The organism is Enterocloster citroniae (assembly GCF_040545455.1).
GTDB lineage: Bacteria > Bacillota > Clostridia > Lachnospirales > Lachnospiraceae > Enterocloster > Enterocloster citroniae.
This window is the reverse complement of the sequence record NZ_JBEPLZ010000003.1, coordinates 416,269-433,870: the sequence shown is the minus strand read 5'-3', so window position 1 is coordinate 433,870 and position 17,602 is coordinate 416,269. Positions and strand designations below refer to the sequence as shown.

General features: G+C 51.3%; 15 protein-coding genes and 1 pseudogene. 3 read left to right on the top strand and 13 right to left on the bottom strand.

What is annotated here, in order from left to right; genetic code table 11:
* Positions 1 to 24: 24 nt before the first annotated feature.
* The 3 genes and pseudogenes from ABID13_RS28645 to ABID13_RS05960 all read left to right on the top strand — a co-directional run.
* Positions 25 to 105: pseudogene (locus ABID13_RS28645) on the top strand (Maff2 family mobile element protein); the annotation flags it as partial.
* A gap of 6 nt (positions 106 to 111) precedes the next feature.
* Entirely contained in the window at positions 112 to 447 is a 336-nt protein-coding gene (locus ABID13_RS05965) for a PadR family transcriptional regulator (protein WP_048930135.1), read from the top strand.
* A gap of 14 nt (positions 448 to 461) precedes the next feature.
* Entirely contained in the window at positions 462 to 1,379 is a 918-nt protein-coding gene (locus ABID13_RS05960) for a DUF2812 domain-containing protein (protein ID WP_166436584.1), read from the top strand.
* A 63-nt stretch (positions 1,380 to 1,442) separates the two neighbouring features.
* On the opposite strand, the gene ABID13_RS05955 is transcribed toward ABID13_RS05960, so the two are convergent.
* The 13 genes from ABID13_RS05955 to ABID13_RS05895 all read right to left on the bottom strand — a co-directional run bounded on the left by ABID13_RS05955 (position 1,443) and on the right by ABID13_RS05895 (position 17,493).
* Positions 1,443 to 2,618, bottom strand: a complete 1,176-nt coding sequence (locus ABID13_RS05955) for an ABC transporter permease (RefSeq protein ID WP_007858239.1) — start codon at positions 2,616 to 2,618, stop codon at positions 1,443 to 1,445.
* Positions 2,572 to 3,330 (bottom strand): ABC transporter ATP-binding protein, encoded by a 759-nt coding sequence (locus ABID13_RS05950; RefSeq protein ID WP_040415295.1) that lies wholly within the window; start codon positions 3,328 to 3,330, stop codon positions 2,572 to 2,574. The genes ABID13_RS05955 and ABID13_RS05950 overlap by 47 nt, the downstream gene beginning before the upstream one ends.
* 63 nt (positions 3,331 to 3,393) lie before the next feature.
* Positions 3,394 to 5,166: an efflux RND transporter periplasmic adaptor subunit gene (locus ABID13_RS05945; RefSeq protein WP_045092527.1), complete on the bottom strand. Its 1,773-nt coding sequence runs from the start codon at positions 5,164 to 5,166 to the stop codon at positions 3,394 to 3,396.
* 16 nt (positions 5,167 to 5,182) lie between these two features.
* The gene (locus tag ABID13_RS05940; protein WP_007858242.1) at positions 5,183 to 6,352 is read right to left on the bottom strand and encodes an S-layer homology domain-containing protein; all 1,170 of its coding nucleotides are present in this window, start codon (positions 6,350 to 6,352) and stop codon (positions 5,183 to 5,185) included.
* 206 nt (positions 6,353 to 6,558) lie between these two features.
* Positions 6,559 to 8,109, bottom strand: a complete 1,551-nt coding sequence (gene cls / locus ABID13_RS05935) for a cardiolipin synthase (protein WP_007858244.1) — start codon at positions 8,107 to 8,109, stop codon at positions 6,559 to 6,561.
* A 102-nt stretch (positions 8,110 to 8,211) separates the two neighbouring features.
* Positions 8,212 to 8,637 (bottom strand): RrF2 family transcriptional regulator, encoded by a 426-nt coding sequence (locus ABID13_RS05930; RefSeq protein WP_007858246.1) that lies wholly within the window; start codon positions 8,635 to 8,637, stop codon positions 8,212 to 8,214.
* Positions 8,638 to 8,752: 115 nt separating this feature from the next.
* Positions 8,753 to 10,462 (bottom strand): VanW family protein, encoded by a 1,710-nt coding sequence (locus ABID13_RS05925; protein WP_048930137.1) that lies wholly within the window; start codon positions 10,460 to 10,462, stop codon positions 8,753 to 8,755.
* Between the two features lie 4 nt (positions 10,463 to 10,466).
* Positions 10,467 to 11,888 (bottom strand): redoxin family protein, encoded by a 1,422-nt coding sequence (locus tag ABID13_RS05920; protein ID WP_007858250.1) that lies wholly within the window; start codon positions 11,886 to 11,888, stop codon positions 10,467 to 10,469.
* A gap of 36 nt (positions 11,889 to 11,924) precedes the next feature.
* Positions 11,925 to 13,301 (bottom strand): FAD-dependent oxidoreductase, encoded by a 1,377-nt coding sequence (locus ABID13_RS05915; protein WP_048930138.1) that lies wholly within the window; start codon positions 13,299 to 13,301, stop codon positions 11,925 to 11,927.
* A 129-nt stretch (positions 13,302 to 13,430) separates the two neighbouring features.
* Positions 13,431 to 15,095: a hypothetical protein gene (locus ABID13_RS05910; RefSeq protein ID WP_048930139.1), complete on the bottom strand. Its 1,665-nt coding sequence runs from the start codon at positions 15,093 to 15,095 to the stop codon at positions 13,431 to 13,433.
* 278 nt (positions 15,096 to 15,373) lie between these two features.
* Complete coding sequence (locus tag ABID13_RS05905; protein ID WP_048930140.1) at positions 15,374 to 16,477, bottom strand: DUF362 domain-containing protein; 1,104 nt, start codon at positions 16,475 to 16,477, stop codon at positions 15,374 to 15,376.
* A gap of 91 nt (positions 16,478 to 16,568) precedes the next feature.
* Positions 16,569 to 17,225, bottom strand: coding sequence for an SdpI family protein (locus ABID13_RS05900; protein WP_048930141.1), 657 nt, complete (start codon positions 17,223 to 17,225; stop codon positions 16,569 to 16,571).
* On the bottom strand, positions 17,209 to 17,493 hold the full coding sequence (locus tag ABID13_RS05895) for an autorepressor SdpR family transcription factor (RefSeq protein WP_007858256.1): 285 nt from the start codon (positions 17,491 to 17,493) through the stop codon (positions 17,209 to 17,211). Before ABID13_RS05895 ends, ABID13_RS05900 begins: the two co-directional genes overlap by 17 nt.
* Between the last annotated feature and the right edge of the window lie 109 nt (positions 17,494 to 17,602).

The following is a 17,602-nucleotide window of genomic DNA, read 5'->3' as shown; positions in this document are numbered from 1 at the left end:
TAACCGCCCGACCTATCCGACACAATGCGCAAGTGCCGGATAGGAACGGCAAAATTTTTTACACTTCTATTACTTCTTTATCGCACATCAGTAAAGAAAGCAGGTGACAACATGCCGCGGATACAGTTTCAGACCCTGACGGAACCCATGTACTATATACTGCTGATCCTCCAGGAACCGCATTACGGGTATGAAATCATGCAGGAGGCTGCAGCCCTTACCCAGAACCGTGTACAGATTGGAGCCGGCACCCTGTATGCGCTTCTGGCACGCTTTGAAGATGAGGGGATGATACGGCAGACCGCAGTGGCGGACCGGAAAAAGATTTATTGTCTTACCGGCCACGGTCACCACATTCTTATGACCGAATATAAACGTCTGGTATCCATGGTGGAGGACGGCCGCAGCCGGCTGAAACCGATATGGGATGAGGAGCATCTCAAATGATGGGAGGTTTTACGATGAGAGGTCTTGGAAATGAACAATATGACGCACAGTGGGAGATTCCGTTCCATATGACCGAATACAAAAAGCTGGAACGTTTTTTAGAAGAAAAGGCCATGGAGGGCTATATGATCGAGGGATTTACCCCCTTTTTCCAGAATGGATATTTCAGCTATCTGACGCCCGGCAGATACCACTTCTGCGTGGACATCTACCCTAAGAAGATAACGGCAAAGCTGTTGGCATCAGATGAATTTAACGAGTACCTGGACGCCTGCAGGACCAGCGGATGGACGCCGAAGACCTATTATAAGAATCTGGTGATCTTCTGCTCTGAGGCCGGCCAGCGGCCCATGGAACTTCAGACCGACCGGGCGCTGGCATATGAACTGCTGCGGGATACCACTCTGCGCACGGAAGAAAGGCAGCTTTTTGTCCTGTTCCTGCTTAACATCGCCCTGTTTGCATTTTTTATTCCCTCAAGCGTGTCCATTGCAAAGGAGGGAATGGATGCCGGCACACCGTTTTACCCCCACCTGCTCTATGTGGCCGCCCTGCTGGGTGCCGATGCCCTCGTATTTTTCAGCCGTCTAAAACGCCATATGGAAATAAAAAAAGCCCTGCGTGAAGGGCTTCCCCTGCCAAAAGGCAGGATGCAGACCCTGAATTGCCTCACCTGCATCCTGTTCCCCATGGCATTTTCCGCAGCGGTTATCCTCATGCTTTTGACCAGCCGTTCCTTTATCCTGGCAGGCATAGGGCTCCTGCTGCTGTTCGTCTTCCTGATGCTGTGTTTCCCTCTGAGGGCCAGGACCATGGCTTGGCTTGGGCGTCTTCCCCTGTCAAGGAATGACCGGGTATCTGCCGCCGTATTTGCCCTGATCTATGTGGCAGCCTTCTTTGTGCTGATCGGTCTGTACCGGTGGCTTTCCTGAAATCCCTTGTCTGTGACCGGGTCCAGCTTCCCCGCCTGTTTTATTTTGCACGCCCACATCCCTCTACTCACTTCTGAGCGCATCGATGGGGTTTAAATTAGCAGCCCTGTTGGCCGGCATATATCCGAACAAAAGGCCGATGCCCACCGACACGCTGAAGGATATGGCGATCGCAGCAGGAGTAGGCGTTGCCGTTATCCCAACAGCTGTTCCCACCAGTGTGGTGGAGATACAGCCAATGAGGATCCCCACAACCCCTCCCAGGGAACTGGTTACCGCTGCTTCTATGACAAACTGGCGCATGATGGTCCCTTTGTCGGCTCCCAGGGATTTCCTGATCCCGATCTCCCTGGTGCGCTCTGTGACAGATACCAGCATGATGTTCATAACCCCCACACCTGCTACCAGCAGGGAGATGCCTGCGATCCCGCCTAACATGGCGCTCATCATGGCAATCTGTTCATTCAGGGAATCCAGCATCTCGCTCATGGCAGTGACCCGGTACAGATCATCATCCTTAAATGTCTCATAGAGGAAATCTTCGATCGCCGTAACACAGTCATCTGACAGGTCAGTATCCACCGATGTAAAGGTATAGCTGCTTATGACCGCGTTCCTGGACATTTTAACAGCCACGCTGTAGGGCAGCCAGACAAAATCATCTGTGCCCCCGTCATCCATGTCGTCCTCCTCCTGAGCCACCACACCCACGATCTTAAATGAATATCCCCCGATTTTAATGGTCTGGTCCAGGGCGCTTTGGGCGCTGCCGTAAAGCTCTTGGGCCACAAATGCTCCTATGACGCAGACCTTCTGCCTGGACATGATATCCGCATAGGAGATATTCCGTCCGGCTTCCATTGTGTATTCCTTTAAATCCAGATACTGTTCGCTGTAGCCGCCCACACTGGTGGAATCCATCTCATCCGTACCGTGCTTTACCGTGGTTGATAAGCTTACATTGGGGCTGAGTTGGGCAAACAGATCCGTATTATCCTCATAGAACGCATACATTTCATCTACATCCAGGGAACGCGAGGTCAGGTTGGTCACGCTTACATTGATCTGATTTACGCCCATACTTGCAAAGCTCTCCACCACACTGCCCATGTAGCCGTTTACAAGGCTTACCAGAATAATGACTGCCGCAACGCCGATGATAATTCCCAACATGGTCAGGAATGAACGCATTTTATTGCCCCATATGCTCTTTAGAGCCAGCTTGAATGATTGAAGCATAGTCTTTTACATCTCCGTCAAAATTGATCTTCCCATCTGCGATCCGCACCACCCGTTTTGCTTCCATAGCAATGGAATTGTCATGGGTGATCATCACAATGGTGTTGCCCTCGTTGTTTAGCTTCTTTAAAAAGTTCAGCACATCCCTGCTGGTCCTGGAGTCCAAGGCTCCGGTGGGTTCGTCCGCCAATATCAGGGACGGATTTCCGGCCAGTGCCCTGGCTATGGATACCCTCTGCTGCTGGCCGCCGGACAGCTGGTTGGGAAAGTTCCTCCATTTGTCCTCAAGGCCAACCCGCTCCAGTGAAGCCATGGCCCGTTCCTTACGCTCCGCTGTCCCCGCCCCCGCATACAACAGGGGAAGTTCCACATTTTCCAATATATTCAGCTTGGGCAGCAGGTTGTACTGCTGGAAAATAAATCCGATCATACGGTTTCTGACTCCGGCCAGCTGCTTATCCGTCATATCGCTGACATCCTCGCCGCCCAGATAATAATCCCCTTTTGTGGGCACATCCAAAGCGCCTATAATGTTCATCAGCGTGGATTTACCGCTTCCCGACTTTCCTACAATGGCCACAAACTCTCCACGGCGGATCGTAAGGTTTACATCATCGCTGGCCCGTATCTCTTCACCGCCCAGATAATAAATCTTATAGATATGATTCAGTTCGATTAACGGTTCTCCCAAGGAGGCCGACTCCTGTGTCATCTCCATACATATGGTTTCCTTTCTCACTTCATCTAAAGGGGCCGCTGATCCGAATTGCCGAAATTACCTTGGACCGCCGCCCTGGCCGCCACCGCCGCCTGGGCCGCCCTGGCCGCCTCTGCTGCCCTGGCCGCCGCCACCGCCGGGACCGCCTCCCATGTCCATCATAAAGACGCTGGTGTTGGATGTACTGGTTTCCGCCACATATACCACATCTCCCTCTGACAGTCCGCTCTTGATCTCCACATAGGAATCGCTGACCAGGCCGGTTTCTACTTCCACTGCCCGGAATCCGGCCGGAACAGGACCTGCCTGCTGGGTCACCGTGTCATCCTTTACATAGACCTGGTTACCCCGCATCAGGGCATCTGACGGAATTGCCAGAACTCCTGTTGCCTCATCCAACGTGATCACTCCGTCCACATTCATTCCCGGAAGAAGATCTCCCATCTCATCCATGGTCACCGTAACCGGATAGGTGGTCACTCCGTTGGAGTAGGTGCTTTCCAGGCTTACATTGGTCACCGTGCCCGTATAAGTCTCCCCCTCAAGGGCATCCGCTGTCACCGTCACCTTCTGTCCCACCTTTACGCTTAAGATATCCAGTTCGTCAATGGACATTTCAAAGGTAAGTCCCGAAAGATCGTAAATGGTGGCAACCGTGGTAGTGCTGCTGGTATTCCTTGATATATTATCGCCCACCTTATAGCTTTTAGTGATCACCTGACCGGATATGGGAGCGGTTATGGTGTAGTCATCATAGGTGTCCTGGGTGTTGTCCAGGCTGCTCTGGGCGCTCTCCACCTTTTCCTCCGCATTTTCCATTGCATCTGAATAGGTTTCGATCAGATCCTCTGCTGTCTTTGTGGTCATCAGGAAAACAGGAGTTCCCACAGTCACGTAATCTCCCTCATCCACCAGAAGGGATGCCACCTCCACGGTGGCCGACAGCTCTGCGTTCATGGTGGTGTCTATGGTGGCCATAAAAGTGCTGTCCTCGCTTCCCACGAATTCACCGATCTGTGCCGTTGCCCTTGTGGATGTGGTAAGACCGCCCGGATTTGCCGCCTGGATGGTTACATTACGCACCATACGTCCTCCTGTAAGGGCCACTTCCTGGTTGGCTACTGCTGTCACCGTACCCGCCACCTGCTCCCCTGTATCCACCAGTGTAAGAACCGCCCCCATTCCCGGCGCAATCAGGGCTGCCTCCCCGGATAAGAAGGGAATCCGTATTTTCATCACATCATCGCTGTAAAGCTTGGCAATGGTAGTGTTATTGCTCACCTTGCTGCCCGCGCTGATGTTCAGCTCACTGATATAACCTGTTTCAGTGGCCTTGTATGTATTGCCGCTGTAATCGCTGAGGGCCTCATTGTATTCCTGTACCGCCTTTTCATAATCCTTCTGGGACCGTTCCAGGGAATTCTTGGCATTGCTCAGCTGTGACTCCACGCTGGTCCTGTCAATCTCGTAGAGGACCTGCCCTTTTTCAACCTGGTCCCCCTCCTCAAAATCAGCGCTTATGACCTCCCCCTCCGCCAGGGCCGTTATGCTGTAGGAATCCTTGGCCGACAGGGTCCCTGATGAGGACAGTTCTGAAACAATATCCCTTGTCTCCACCGTAGCCGTATTCACGGCATTTGCCTCTGCAGCCGCGGTTCGGGCAGCCTGCCTGCGCTGCAGCACCACCACTATGACCACGGCGGCAAGGACCAGCATCGCAATGATGAGCTTCAGCCTGTTTTTCTTTTTACCCTTTTTCTTCGGCTTATCCGTTTCCCCTGCCTGTTTTTCTTTTCGTTTTAATAATGCCTTTATGCTGGTCTTTTCCATAAGTCACCTCGTCCCATTAGTATTCGATGGCATCCACTGCCGTGTAAGAGCCGTTGCTCTCATTGCAGACAAGAACCACCTCATCACCCACTTCCAATTGTCCGTAGATAGAGAACAGATACTGCAGTTCGGAAGAATTCAGCTCCACTGTCAGGTAACCGTCACTGTCCAGGGAATCATCCGTGTCAAAGTCATCATCTGAATTGTCCTCATCGATCTCAATCCGGACAGAAGTGGGAGTCATAACATCTGTGGACTTATAGTAAATATTCTTGATCTCGCCTTTTAACAGCACATAGGAGTTGTTGCCTGATGAGTCGTCCTGGTCCCAGGCACTGGTTGTATAGGCCCAGATGGTCTTGGATTTTACATTGTAATAGATAACAGCAAATCCCGCATCCTTCTGGGACAGTTTAACAGACTCCAGGGTACTGGCCACCCCATTAAGGAATACATTGGCATTCTCCGTATCAAAGGGAACAGACTGGGCCACGCTGAAGCCTTTTCTTACAAGGATGGGGCCCTTGCGCTCGTCCTCCAGGATACTGATGGGGTTGATTTCCCCATCGCTGTTTAATTCGCAGTCCAGAACAGCGCCGTAGATACTGCTGCTGTCCTTGGGAGTGGTTTTCAGAAGGTTATAAAACATGTTCATACAATCCGTCTGGTTCAGCACCTCATCCCCCTGCCGGTTTACCTCCTCGTTTAGTTCCAGGTAATTAAACTTGGAGATCCTTGAGGATGCCAGATCACCGGTAAAGTCCTCATCCGTATAGCCCAGCATGGTCAGAAATGCTTTTACGGCATCCTTGTATGTTATGTACTCATCCGGTTTAAAAAGGCCGCCCAGAAATCCGCTCATCCATCCCTGGGACGCCGCGATCCTGATATATACCGCATTGGGGTTGGTGCTGGGCACATCGGCAAAAACCGAAACGCTGACAGCGGGCAGATTCTCACGGTAGCTGGAGGCATTGACCAGCATCCTTGCAAAATCCCCTCTTGTAACCTGTTCCGTATAGTTTGTCACATTTAAAATTCCTGTCAGATTTACCACCTGTTTTCTCATATCAAAATTGGCAGATGAAGTATTCGCCATCACTGTAACAGGTGCTGCCCCGGTGATCCCAGTGATGATTGCCAGAGAACCGCTTAAATACCGGCAGGCTGCGCATCGTCTGTTCATATCTCTTGCTCCTCTCAAATCAATGGTTGGAAAAATAGCATAATTAATACTCTCATACTCTACCATCATAATGTGTTCATTTTGTGATATATAATGGATATTTTAGGTTCATTGTCTGATTTTTCTAAAATCCACAAATCAAAAAGGACATACCTCTATGATATGCCCTTTAAGGATCTTTTGGTCATATATGCTGCCTCTTTTCCCTACATAAGAGGCGCCACCAGACGCATGAGGCGTCCCAGCTTCTTTCCTCCCCAGCTGTAATTCTTACAGTTTTCCATAGTGATAAGGGCGCATGTTTTAAGGGTATCCTGATAGTCCTGCTCCACAGCCAGGACCACCGGGTTCCTGTAAATATAAGAAGCGCATTCAAAATGCAGGTACAGGCTTCTGAAATCCAGGTTAATGGTACCCACCACCGCCTTCTCGTCATCGCTGACAAATACCTTGGCATGGACAAACCCCGGCGTATATTCATAGATCTTGACTCCTGCCTCGATCAGCTCCGGATAATAGGTCCTGGCCAATAGGTAGGCATACTTCTTATCCGGGATATGGGGCATGATAATGGTCACGTCAATGCCTCTCTTGGCAGCATAACACAGGGCATTCTCCATCTCATCATCCAGGATCAGGTAGGGGGTCATGATATGGACATAGTTCTTGGCCTGGTTCAGTATATCCAGGTAGACGCGCTCTCCCACCTGCTCCCTGTCCATGGGACTGTCGCCGTAAGGAAGAACAAATCCTCCCCGGTCCCCTGCTCCTGCCACTTCAGTCCCCCTGGGAAGCACATAACGGCTGAAATCATCCTGCTGCCGTTCAGTCACATTCCACATCTGAAGGAACATCATGGTAAAACTTAAAACCGCATCACCCTTCAGCATAATGGCCGTGTCCTTCCAGTGGCCGAACCGTACCTTGCGGTTGATATACTCATCCGCCAGGTTCACGCCTCCGGTAAAGGCAGTGTGTCCATCGATCACAACGATCTTGCGGTGGTCCCGGTTATTCTGGTAAGTGGACAGGGTGGGCTTTATGGGTGAAAACATCTTACAGCGGATTCCCTTGGCCTCCAGCACTTTGGGATAATGATAGGGAAGCAGCATCAGGCAGCACATCCCGTCATACATGACGCGGACTTCCACCCCTTCCTTCACCTTTTCCTCCAGTATTTCCAGAATGCTGTCCCACATGTAGCCGCGCTCAACAATAAAATATTCCATAAAAATAAAGCGCTCCGCCTGCCTCAGTTCCCGTTTCAGCGCCTCAAACTTGTCCTCTCCCAGGGAAAAATATTCCACTGAGGTATTCTCATACACAGGATAACCTGCGCAGTCCTTCATATAGTCGATCAAATGGCTGCTTCGCAGGCTGGATCTCCTGATCTTCTCCTGCACTGACGGATCCTGCTTCAAATAGGGGGCCGTTGCCTTGATGGTGGTGCGAAGGCGCCTGGCCAGCAGCTTTGTCTGGAACTGCATCTGTACAAAGATATAGAGCAATACCCCAAACACGGGGATTACAAGAACGGGCACGATCCATGCCATCTTAAAGCTGGAATTAATGGGCTCGTTAAATATATAGATGATCACAACAGCACTGAGCAGGATGGACACAGCATATATGATGTGCACATAGTCCTCCAGCCACCGGAATACCCCAAACAGGATTCCCAGCTGTATGGCCATAAACAGGATCACAAATGCAGTCCTGCCAAAAATAATCCTGAACAATCCGCGCAGTTTTTTCATTTTGCATGCTCCTCTTTTGATTTTTGATTTTCCTATTATCTCATGCCTTGTTTCTAATTGCAACACGAAAAAAGGCGCTGCGGCCTGACTGGAAACATCCAATCAATTTGCAGCAGCCTTCCCGAATATCTTCTTATCCAGATCAGCTATGGTAACATGTGTCAGCCGTTCCCGGCAGCACTGGTCCAGATCATCATAGAGCCCATCCATCACTCCTGCCATACCGGAAGAGATCAGGCAGCTCATATGTGGATTCCCGCTTTTCCATGAAACGGTCACAAAGGGGGTTTCCAGGGCATCCGCCACCATGGTCAGATTGATCTCCCTGCTGTCCCGGTGAAACAGATACCCCCCGTCCACCCCTTCCTTTGTTTTTACTAAGTCGGCCTTTTTCAGCTTGGCCATGACTTTGCGGATTCTGGCCGGATTCGTACAGACATTCTCTGCCAGCCCTTCACTGGAATACACGGTTGCCTTATGATTCAGAAAGACCAGTGCATGTACTGCAATTGTAAATTCGCTTGTCACTGTATCATTACTCCCCTTTCGCTCTGGCCCGTGCCAGAGTTATTCTCTGTAAAATCATACCATTTTTTCTCAGAAAATGCACTGGTTTTGTCCGCGTTTTTTTAAATTCATGGGCCTACTGCCCCGGCGCTGCCAATTCCGGAGCAAAAGAGCTCTGGTTTTTCCCTCCCGGCGTTTCTGCAGCCGGCCCGCCTTCGGCCGGTCCGTCTGTGCCTGGTCCATTTCCGCCGGACCCATGCTCCGCCTGCCCTGCGCCATCCTGCAGGTTGTGAACTTTCTGGCCTGCGGTTCCCTGATCCTGGCTTTCCTGCCCCCTGGTCCCCTGGTCCTGGCTCACACTCCCCTGGACGGACTCCGGTGTATTCCCGTCTGAATGTTCCTGGCCCGCGTCTGAATGTTCCTGACCCGTACCTGTCTGTTCCTGACCCGTACCTGTCTGTTCCTGACCCGTACCTGTCTGTTCCTGATCCATACCTGTCTGTTCCTGGTTCGCGCCCGGCTGGGCAGCCGAGTTTCGCTGGATCCTGGCCGGTTTGGCCTTATAGGTGCTGGTATGCAGTGCTGTCTCCTCCACAACCTTTCCGTTTTCCTTTAACTGGCGGTAGGTCTTCCAGACAGAACCCGGCTGGGCCTGTTCAATGACCTTTTCTTCTCCATATGCCAGCTCAGGATTCTCCTCATAGATTGGTTCCGGCGGCTCTACGTCCCTGACCTTTTCGGACCGGAGTGAGACATCCTTTCCGTTCTCCAGCACCGGAAGTCCCACAATGGAAAGCTTCAGCTGGTTGCCGCTAAAGGAGGCCCTGAGTCCCACAGAGGCATCCCCTGTGTTCACAAACCGCAGATCCGGTCCCGCATAGCCGTCAAAACTGACCATGGCATCCTGCCCCTTTTCAATATAGCTGGGGGCAAAACTGTGAAAATTCCGTTCCGTTGTCTTAAATCCCGAATTAATGATGGCATGGTACAGTGTGGTGGAAACCTGGCAGACGCCTCCGCCCGGTTCCTCGATCAGCACGCCGTTCCTGTACGCGCCTGCGGGCTGGTACCCCTTGTCACTGGTCCGGTTGCCGGTGGTCATGTTAAATGAAAACTCCTGTCCGGGTTTCAGTATCATCCCGTCAATGGCCTCGGCCGCCAGGCGTATATTCTGGTTCCTGTTCTTATTGTTTGTAGTGGTTGTGGCAAATGTGCCGATCACCTTGTACTGTTCCTTGGCCTGCGCCCGTGTCCTTTTTGGGGCAACTGTCTGAAAGACCGCCTGGACCTGGGTCTGCAAAAGGGGTCCCTCCACGGCTTTCATCAGGTCCCTGACCAGCTGGTCCTGGTCCAGGGCACGGCCGTTTGATTCTTCCGAATACCCGTAGGAACCCGTTGTCCTGTCAAATGATTCCATCTGTGAATCCACCGGCTGACGGTCCCATTTTTCTGCAATCTCAGCTGCCTTTTTTGTAAGCTCAGCCTTTATGGCATGGGTATCCGGATCCTCTGCCCATTGGGCGGGGACTTCTATTTCCACCACGTCCTTTACATCCACTACCTGAATGCTCCGGGATTCCCTTTTCGTTTGTTCCTGATCCTCACGGCCTTCCTTTTTGGACTGCGGGGCCGGACCGGCCGTATCAGGGCTTTCTGCATCAGGACTGGAGCCGGAGGTTTCCAGGCTTACCTGGACGCCCTCTGCCTCATGCCCCCTGACCGACCTGAGTTCCATCACGCCGTATATCACGGCGGCAGCTGCCAGAGCTGACAATAACCATATCCTGCCCCACATATATCCATTTTTTCTGTAATGGTATCTCCTTCTGGCCCTGCCTTTTCTCATTGTTCTATCTCCGCTTTCCTTCCATTGTCTGTTTAATGATATTTTCCATCATATCTTCATTCAGCTGCCCGCTGGCATATCCGAATACATTTCCATCCCTGTCGATCATGAACGTGGTGGGGTAGGAAAACACGCCGTAGGACATGAACACATCACCTGTGGTATCCATAAGCACAGGATAGGTATATCCGTTCTCATCCAGGAATTCCTTGATTCCTTCTTCTGATTTCTCGCCGCCTATATTAGGACTGGCCACGCCCAGGATAATAAGGGCGTCATCGCCTTCCGTATCATATGTCTCGTACAGTTTCTGGATATCAGGCATCTCGGCCCTGCAGGGAGGACACCATGTGGCCCAGAAATTCAGGAACACGGTCTTCCCCTTATAATCCGACAATGTATGTGTGTTGCCATACTGGTCCGTAAGGGTAAAATCCACTGCCGGAGGATTGGCTGTATCCCCTGGGCTTTCACTTTCCTGTCCAACTGCGTCCGCCTGGCCTTCCGTCTGCGCAGACGGGCCGCCTGACTGGGTTTTGTCACCGCCATCCGTGTCCCCGGACTCCTCTGAAGGCTGGCCGGCATCCGCTGCAGGAGCCGCGGGGTCTTCGCCCGGTTCATTTCCCTGCCCTGACGGGCTGCTTTCATTGCCGTTCTCCCCGGCAGTCTGACCAGCCTCAGTGCCAAAGGGCGCCTGGAACTGGGAAAGATAACCGGTCACTGCATTCATTCTTCCGGTAAACATGAGAACACCCATAAATACCATCAGGATCCCGCCGATCTTTACCGTGTATTTCACCACATTCACATGAGTCTTAAAAAATTCCAAAAGGGACGTGGTAAACAGCCCCACTGCCAGGAACGGCAGCACGAAGCCCAATGTATAGACGCCGATCAGTCCAAAGGCCATTGCCTTAGTGCTGGCCGATGCGGCCATGAGCAGGACGCTTGCCAGGGCAGGACCTACGCAGGGCGTCCAGGCAAAGCTGAACGTAAATCCCATGATCAGCGCGGTTACCGGGGACATGGCCAGGGTATCCAGCTTAAAGGGAAGCCTGCGCTCCTTGCCAAGCACCTGGGAGGTGCCGAAAAATCCCAGCTGATAAAACCCAAAGAGCACCACGAGGATCCCACCGATCCTGGCAAACATGGTCTGGTTTGTCTTAAAAAAGTTTCCCATTGCCGAGAATCCGAACCCCAGCAGGAAAAACGCAAAGCTTACCCCAACCACAAAGCAGATGGTATGAAGCATAACCTTTCCCCGCTCATAGTGAATCCGTCCGTCCTCTCCCCGTTTTCCGGTTCCTCCTGACAAATACCCTATGTAAAGGGGCAGCAGGGGCAGCACGCAGGGCGAGAAAAAGCTGACCAGCCCTTGAAGAAAAACGGTCATAACAGGTACGCTTACATCTAATGAAAATCCCATATAGTACTCTCCTTATTCATTGCTTATTATATATGATCAGACTGCAAACAGGTCATTAAAAGCCTCGCTCATGGTGGGATGGGTATAGATCGCATCCCGGAGAACGGTGTAGCTTACCTTTGCATCCATGGCCAGTTTTATCATGTTTATCATCTCGTAGGACTCTTCACAGAACAGATGGGCTCCCAGGATCAACCCCGTCTCCTCATCGATCACTGCTTTTAACAGTCCTGCCGGCTGCTCCAGCACCTGGGCCTTTGGAATGGCTGTCGCCGCAAGCCTGGCTGTCTTTACCCTATACCCGGCCTTTACGGCCTCCTTCTCACTGAGTCCCACCCTTGAAAACGGCGGATCCAGGAACACGCTGTAAGGGACAGCCCCCCGTTTTTTCAGATCATAGCTTCCATCTCCCAGGACAGCGGATCTTACGATCCTGAAATCATCCAGTGAAATGTATGTAAACTGGAGTCCTCCCCGCACATCCCCCATTGCATAGATATGGGGCGCTGTGGTGGCAAGGGTGTCATCTGTAATGATGCCTCCCCTGGCATCCGTCTTTACACCGGCCGCTTCCAGGTTAAGACCCTTCGTGTTGGGTCTGCGTCCTGTGGCAACCAGGACCGCATCTGCCTGAAGCCTGCGTTCACCTTCCCTGGTGTCTATGACCACAACGGCCCCGTCTTCCTCCTGCTCCGCTGCCTTTACCTTTACTCCGGCCAGGACACGGATCCCCCTGTTCTCAAGGGAAGCTTTTACCGCTGCAGCGATCTCCTCATCCTCCCTTGGGAGAAAAACATCTCCATCCTGAAGTATGGTCACTTTTGAGCCAAAATTTGCATAAATGGAAGAAAATTCTACGCCAATATATCCGCCGCCAATGATCACCAGTTTTTCAGGCAGCTCCCTGCGGCTTAGCAGCCCCTCGCTGGTATAAACATAAGGGTTATCCTTCAGGCCTTCAACGGGAGGGATAAATGCCTGGGATCCCGTATTAATGAATATCATTTCCCCTTCCACCTGGAACACATCCTCATTGTGCGCCACCTCCACAATATGCGGGGATACAAACCTTGCATTCCCGTCAATAACCGTAATATTAGGGTTGCTGTCCAGCTTCTGGTAGTTTTTCCCTCTCAGTCTTCCGGTCAGATCCTCCTTCTGCTCCATGGCCTCCCTGTACGCGGCGGACCTTTCTTCAAATGTTTTCCCGGCTGCTGCGGCCAGTCCGGCGCGATAGACTAGTGATTTGGTAGGAATACAACCCACATTAATACAGGTCCCCCCATACATCATAGAAGAACGCTCAATCAGGGCAACGGTTTTGCCGGCCGCCCCCAGGGCCCCGGCCATGGTCTTGCCGCCCTTGCCAAAACCGATTATAACTGCATCATACTTTTTAAGATTCTCCTTCATGCTGCTTCTCCTTTTTTATTTGTAATCGAGTTTGTTACAGTTCTTTCTGTAACTATACATGATACAGTTATATTTGTCAAGCATTATATCAAAATAATTTCACGGGCCGCTTTCATAAATGGGGCCGCTTTATTCAGCGGCCACCTGTACCGGCACCATAAATTCCTGATGCCAATTATAATACACTCCTTTTAACCCCAGCTGGACCTGGGTATCCCCTTTGCTGTAGCACAGGTTATATCCCAAGGGTTTTTCATGGTTTTCTATCCTCTCCTCATCCTTATACACAGGTTTTGCAAGCACCGGATAGGGAGCGCGGATATCCTCTTCCATCAGGGCGTACAGTCCGCTAAACTCCTTTCCATCATCATTCATCTCAATCTCAGTTTCCACGTATACAGCAGGCCTTGTCTCATCCACCCCGTTTATATTTCCGTAATAAACTGGCGAATCTGTCCTGCGGGCGCTGACCACCTTCACAGTACACTCATCCAGGCTGAATGTCTGATCCACCTCTGTTTTCTCCTCGGGAATGGGAATGGTCAGCCATTGGATCTCCTTTTGATATGCCATATTCACACGGCCAAATTTCAGCCATATCTCCCCGCCTCCGGCCTCCGGGTCCAACTCATATGTTATGATCTGGCCCTGCTTTCCGTCAGGTATGCCCTGTAACCCCATCTGGGCATTTAGTGAATGATCGAATTCCGTTTCCCTAAGATGGCCGGTTCCCTTTTGGTCCCCCTTGCAGAAGCTCAGCTCCGCAATAACAGGCTGCATGACGTATCCTTCCTTGGGATAGGTGTAATAGGCGGCCTGGAAACCGTCCTCCGTCCATTTTCCCGTTGCATAGATCCCCATACCCTGGTGAAACACCATGCCCGGTATCTCCTCCGCACTGGGATATTCATGGGCTTTTACAAAGGAAAATAAGAATCCTTCTGAAAAGCCGGGAATGTGGAGTTCATAGATTCCATCCGGCTCCGGAATGGTAAGCTCCATCTGATCCACATAATAGTCCCAGTAGGTGGCGGCATATCCCTTGGTTAGATACTCTTCATATCTGGAGTTTCGCTGGTGCCTTCTTGCTGAAATGGATCCCCCAGGAACCCCCGGCCCCTGGATGGAATCTATAAAATGCTCGCCCGGCAGCCCGTTCTTTGTTTTCCTGAATCCCGTTCTCTCCTCAAAGGAGCTCCGCCCGTAGATCCCCTTCTCATGGTCCAGTTCAAAGTAGCTGTTATCCCATTGAGGATATTTCCCTTCCTCCTGAAGCTTCATGTTTTCCTCTTCTTTTTTCAGGAGTTCCTCAACCTCGTCCTCCGGTATGACGGTAATGGAATGATCCTCCACCTTTACCCGGTAGATCCATATCCCGTTCTGGTATGCCACTGACTGAAGCCATGCCTTGGCTCCCTCTGTCTCTATAGGCGGGGGCGGGGACTCCATGGTGTAAACGGGCGGCTGTCCGGGAGCGCAGATTCCAAACCCTTCCGCAAACTGGACGCCCTGGACCGGTCCGGATGAAGAACCCTCCTCCCTCCCGTCCGGGACGCCTCCCTCTTCCCCGTCCGGATCGCTGCCTTCCGTTCCATCCAAGAAACCGGCATCAGTCCCCTCCGATCCCCTGTCCGGGGACACTCTTTCCATGGGGGACCTGCTGCCGCTATGGGACCCGCAGGAAACCAGGAAAGCTGCCAGGACGAACGCCCACACGCACAGAAACCACGTTCTAAGCATGCTCCTTTTTCCAATGGACCTTTGTTCCCTTACCATCTTTTGTTCATCACTCATAGGTTTTATCCTCCGTTTACAGGTTGGTCTCCCCATACCAGAGTGTGTTTGAAAAATGCTTTCCGGCAGACGTGCAGATAACGGGATTGAATTTTCAAACAGCCTCAGGCAGACTCTGACTTTATTTTATCAGATAATCCACTTACAGACTTTACATAAACCTTAATTCTACATAAAAATATCCGAACCATATCTGTATCAATGCCGCGCTTCTTTGAGCTAACCGGCCGATACGGACAGGATTCGGATTTGTAATAGGATTGACCAGGAACAATGGATCAGATCGTGATCAGATTATATTCCCTGTTTCCAAGCCCCAGCTTGACCGCGTGGTCAATGCAGGTCTCCCAGTTGGTGTCCGGATGGGTGTCTGTGAAATGGTCGTGATGGGTATGTTCCTTCTCCGCCAGGTAACTCCCGGCAAGCACCGGCTGACGGTTTACCGCATCCGCACAGGCCACATCCAGGGCCACCGGGTCAAAGGACGCAAACATACCCACATTGGGTACAATGGGCGTGTCATTTTCCCCATGGCAGTCGCAGAACGGGGATACATCCACCACCAGGCTCACATGGAAATTGGGACGGTCCTTTAATACAGCCAGGGAATACTCGGCAATCTTCATGTTCAGGATGTCATTGGCCTCATCGCCCATAGTGCACACGGCATCCACCGGACATGCGCCGATACAGCGGCCGCAGCCCACACATTTGCCCGTGTCAATGGACGCCTTGCGGTTTTCAATGGAGATAGCCTCATGGGCACAGTTCTTCTTACATGAGCCGCAGCCAATACATGTTATTGTATGTACATATGGCTTTCCTGCATTGTGCATCTCCATCTTGCCGGCCCTGGAACCGCAGCCCATGCCCAGATTCTTTAAGGCACCGCCGAACCCGGTCGCCTCATGGCCCTTAAAATGGGTCAAGGAGATCACAATATCAGCATCCATGATGGCACGGCCTATTTTGGCCTCCTTTACATAGTCGCCGTCTATGGGAACCAGGGCCTCATCCGTGCCCTTCAGTCCATCGGCAATGATCACATGACATCCTGTGGTAAAGGGATTATATCCGTTCTCATAAGCAGCGTCCAGATGGTCCAGGGCATTCTTCCTGCGCCCCACATACAATGTGTTGCAGTCTGTAAGAAATACCCTGCCGTTAGCCGAACGGATCAAATCCACCAGCACTTTTGAATAATTGGGGCGAAGGTAAGCCAGGTTTCCCGGTTCGCCGAAATGGATCTTTATGGCCGTATACTTGTTGCTGAAATCAATATCCATCATACCGGCCTTCTTAACCAGCCTCTCCAGCTTCTGCAGGAGATTTTCCTGTAATGTGGTTCTCATATTTGTGTAATAGACATTTGAAACTGCCATGATATCCTCCTTTGGAATCGTTATTGGATTATTATACTTCATAGCTTCCATATATTCAAGGGCAAGGCAGAACAGAGTTCAGGGCCAGGACTCAGGATTGTTTCATTTTCTTCCGGTAGATCCAATAGGAATACACACTGGGTATCAGTACCATTGCCATAAACACCACAAAATACAGGGATGCAAGATTAAAAAACTCCATAACGATCATCAGGATCCCTCCCGCGGTCCATATATATCCCGCCAGCCTGTGTGTCCGTGTCCAGTTATCCTCATCCGCCAGGGTCCAGGGAAGTTTGATTCCCATGGTATAGTTTTGCCTGCACTTGGGGAGGTAATTGCCCATTACCACAAACAGGGCGGCGATGGGAACGCTCACCACGGTCCCCACATTCATGGACATGCCCACACCGGACAATATGATGACCAGCTGCATCGCCACTGCGAGGAGTACGATAAACCAGCGCATCACCTGTCCCAGTTCCCTGGAACGCCTGATATTCTCCCTCTTGGGGTCAATGACATACATGACATTGATAAATATGGTCATCAGCAGCATAAATGCCGGTATGCCGAATGCTGCCATGTTGCGGCTGGAATAACCGTTGATCTGATTATCCGCCCCCCAGTGGGTGGGCACCTGCTCAGGAAGGCGGCTGTAGAATACAAGGGATATCACAAAAGGTACCAGGGTCAGCCCCCAATAAAGAAAATCCCAAAACGTCAGCTTTCTATTGATCTTTCTCATGATGTTGTTCCTCCATTAATGTCTGAAGCCAGGAAAGCACTTCCTGGAATACGGTGGTGTTCAGCTCGTAGTAAATATATTTTCCTGATTTGCGGTCCTCAATCAAACCAGCCTGTCTGAGAATGTTCAGGTGATGGGAAATCGTGGCCCCTGTGGTGTCAAAATGTTCCACGATCTGGCCGGCCGTCATGCTGCCCTGTCTCAGCAGGGACAAAATCTCCCGGCGCGTGGGGTCTGACAAAGCCTTAAAGGTATCGCCAAAGGGCATGATCTGATCCTCCTTTCAATTTTGAGGAAATGATGTTAACTTATTCCGGGATCTGTGACACCAAATAAAAAATACATTTAGACATATATCTAAACGTCTAAATGTATTC

Coding starts and splice junctions, on each gene's coding strand:
- ABID13_RS05905 (WP_048930140.1), bottom strand. CDS start 16,477: ATGGCAGTTTCAAATGTCTATTACACAAATATGAGAACCACATTACAG.
- ABID13_RS05895 (WP_007858256.1), bottom strand. CDS start 17,493: ATGCCCTTTGGCGATACCTTTAAGGCTTTGTCAGACCCCACGCGCCGG.
- ABID13_RS05940 (WP_007858242.1), bottom strand. CDS start 6,352: ATGAACAGACGATGCGCAGCCTGCCGGTATTTAAGCGGTTCTCTGGCA.
- ABID13_RS05900 (WP_048930141.1), bottom strand. CDS start 17,225: ATGAGAAAGATCAATAGAAAGCTGACGTTTTGGGATTTTCTTTATTGG.
- ABID13_RS05910 (WP_048930139.1), bottom strand. CDS start 15,095: ATGAGTGATGAACAAAAGATGGTAAGGGAACAAAGGTCCATTGGAAAA.
- ABID13_RS05945 (WP_045092527.1), bottom strand. CDS start 5,166: ATGGAAAAGACCAGCATAAAGGCATTATTAAAACGAAAAGAAAAACAG.
- ABID13_RS05960 (WP_166436584.1), top strand. CDS start 462: ATGAGAGGTCTTGGAAATGAACAATATGACGCACAGTGGGAGATTCCG.
- ABID13_RS05965 (WP_048930135.1), top strand. CDS start 112: ATGCCGCGGATACAGTTTCAGACCCTGACGGAACCCATGTACTATATA.
- ABID13_RS05920 (WP_007858250.1), bottom strand. CDS start 11,888: ATGGGATTTTCATTAGATGTAAGCGTACCTGTTATGACCGTTTTTCTT.
- ABID13_RS05955 (WP_007858239.1), bottom strand. CDS start 2,618: ATGCTTCAATCATTCAAGCTGGCTCTAAAGAGCATATGGGGCAATAAA.
- ABID13_RS05925 (WP_048930137.1), bottom strand. CDS start 10,462: ATGAGAAAAGGCAGGGCCAGAAGGAGATACCATTACAGAAAAAATGGA.
- cls (WP_007858244.1), bottom strand. CDS start 8,109: ATGAAAAAACTGCGCGGATTGTTCAGGATTATTTTTGGCAGGACTGCA.
- ABID13_RS05915 (WP_048930138.1), bottom strand. CDS start 13,301: ATGAAGGAGAATCTTAAAAAGTATGATGCAGTTATAATCGGTTTTGGC.
- ABID13_RS05950 (WP_040415295.1), bottom strand. CDS start 3,330: ATGACACAGGAGTCGGCCTCCTTGGGAGAACCGTTAATCGAACTGAAT.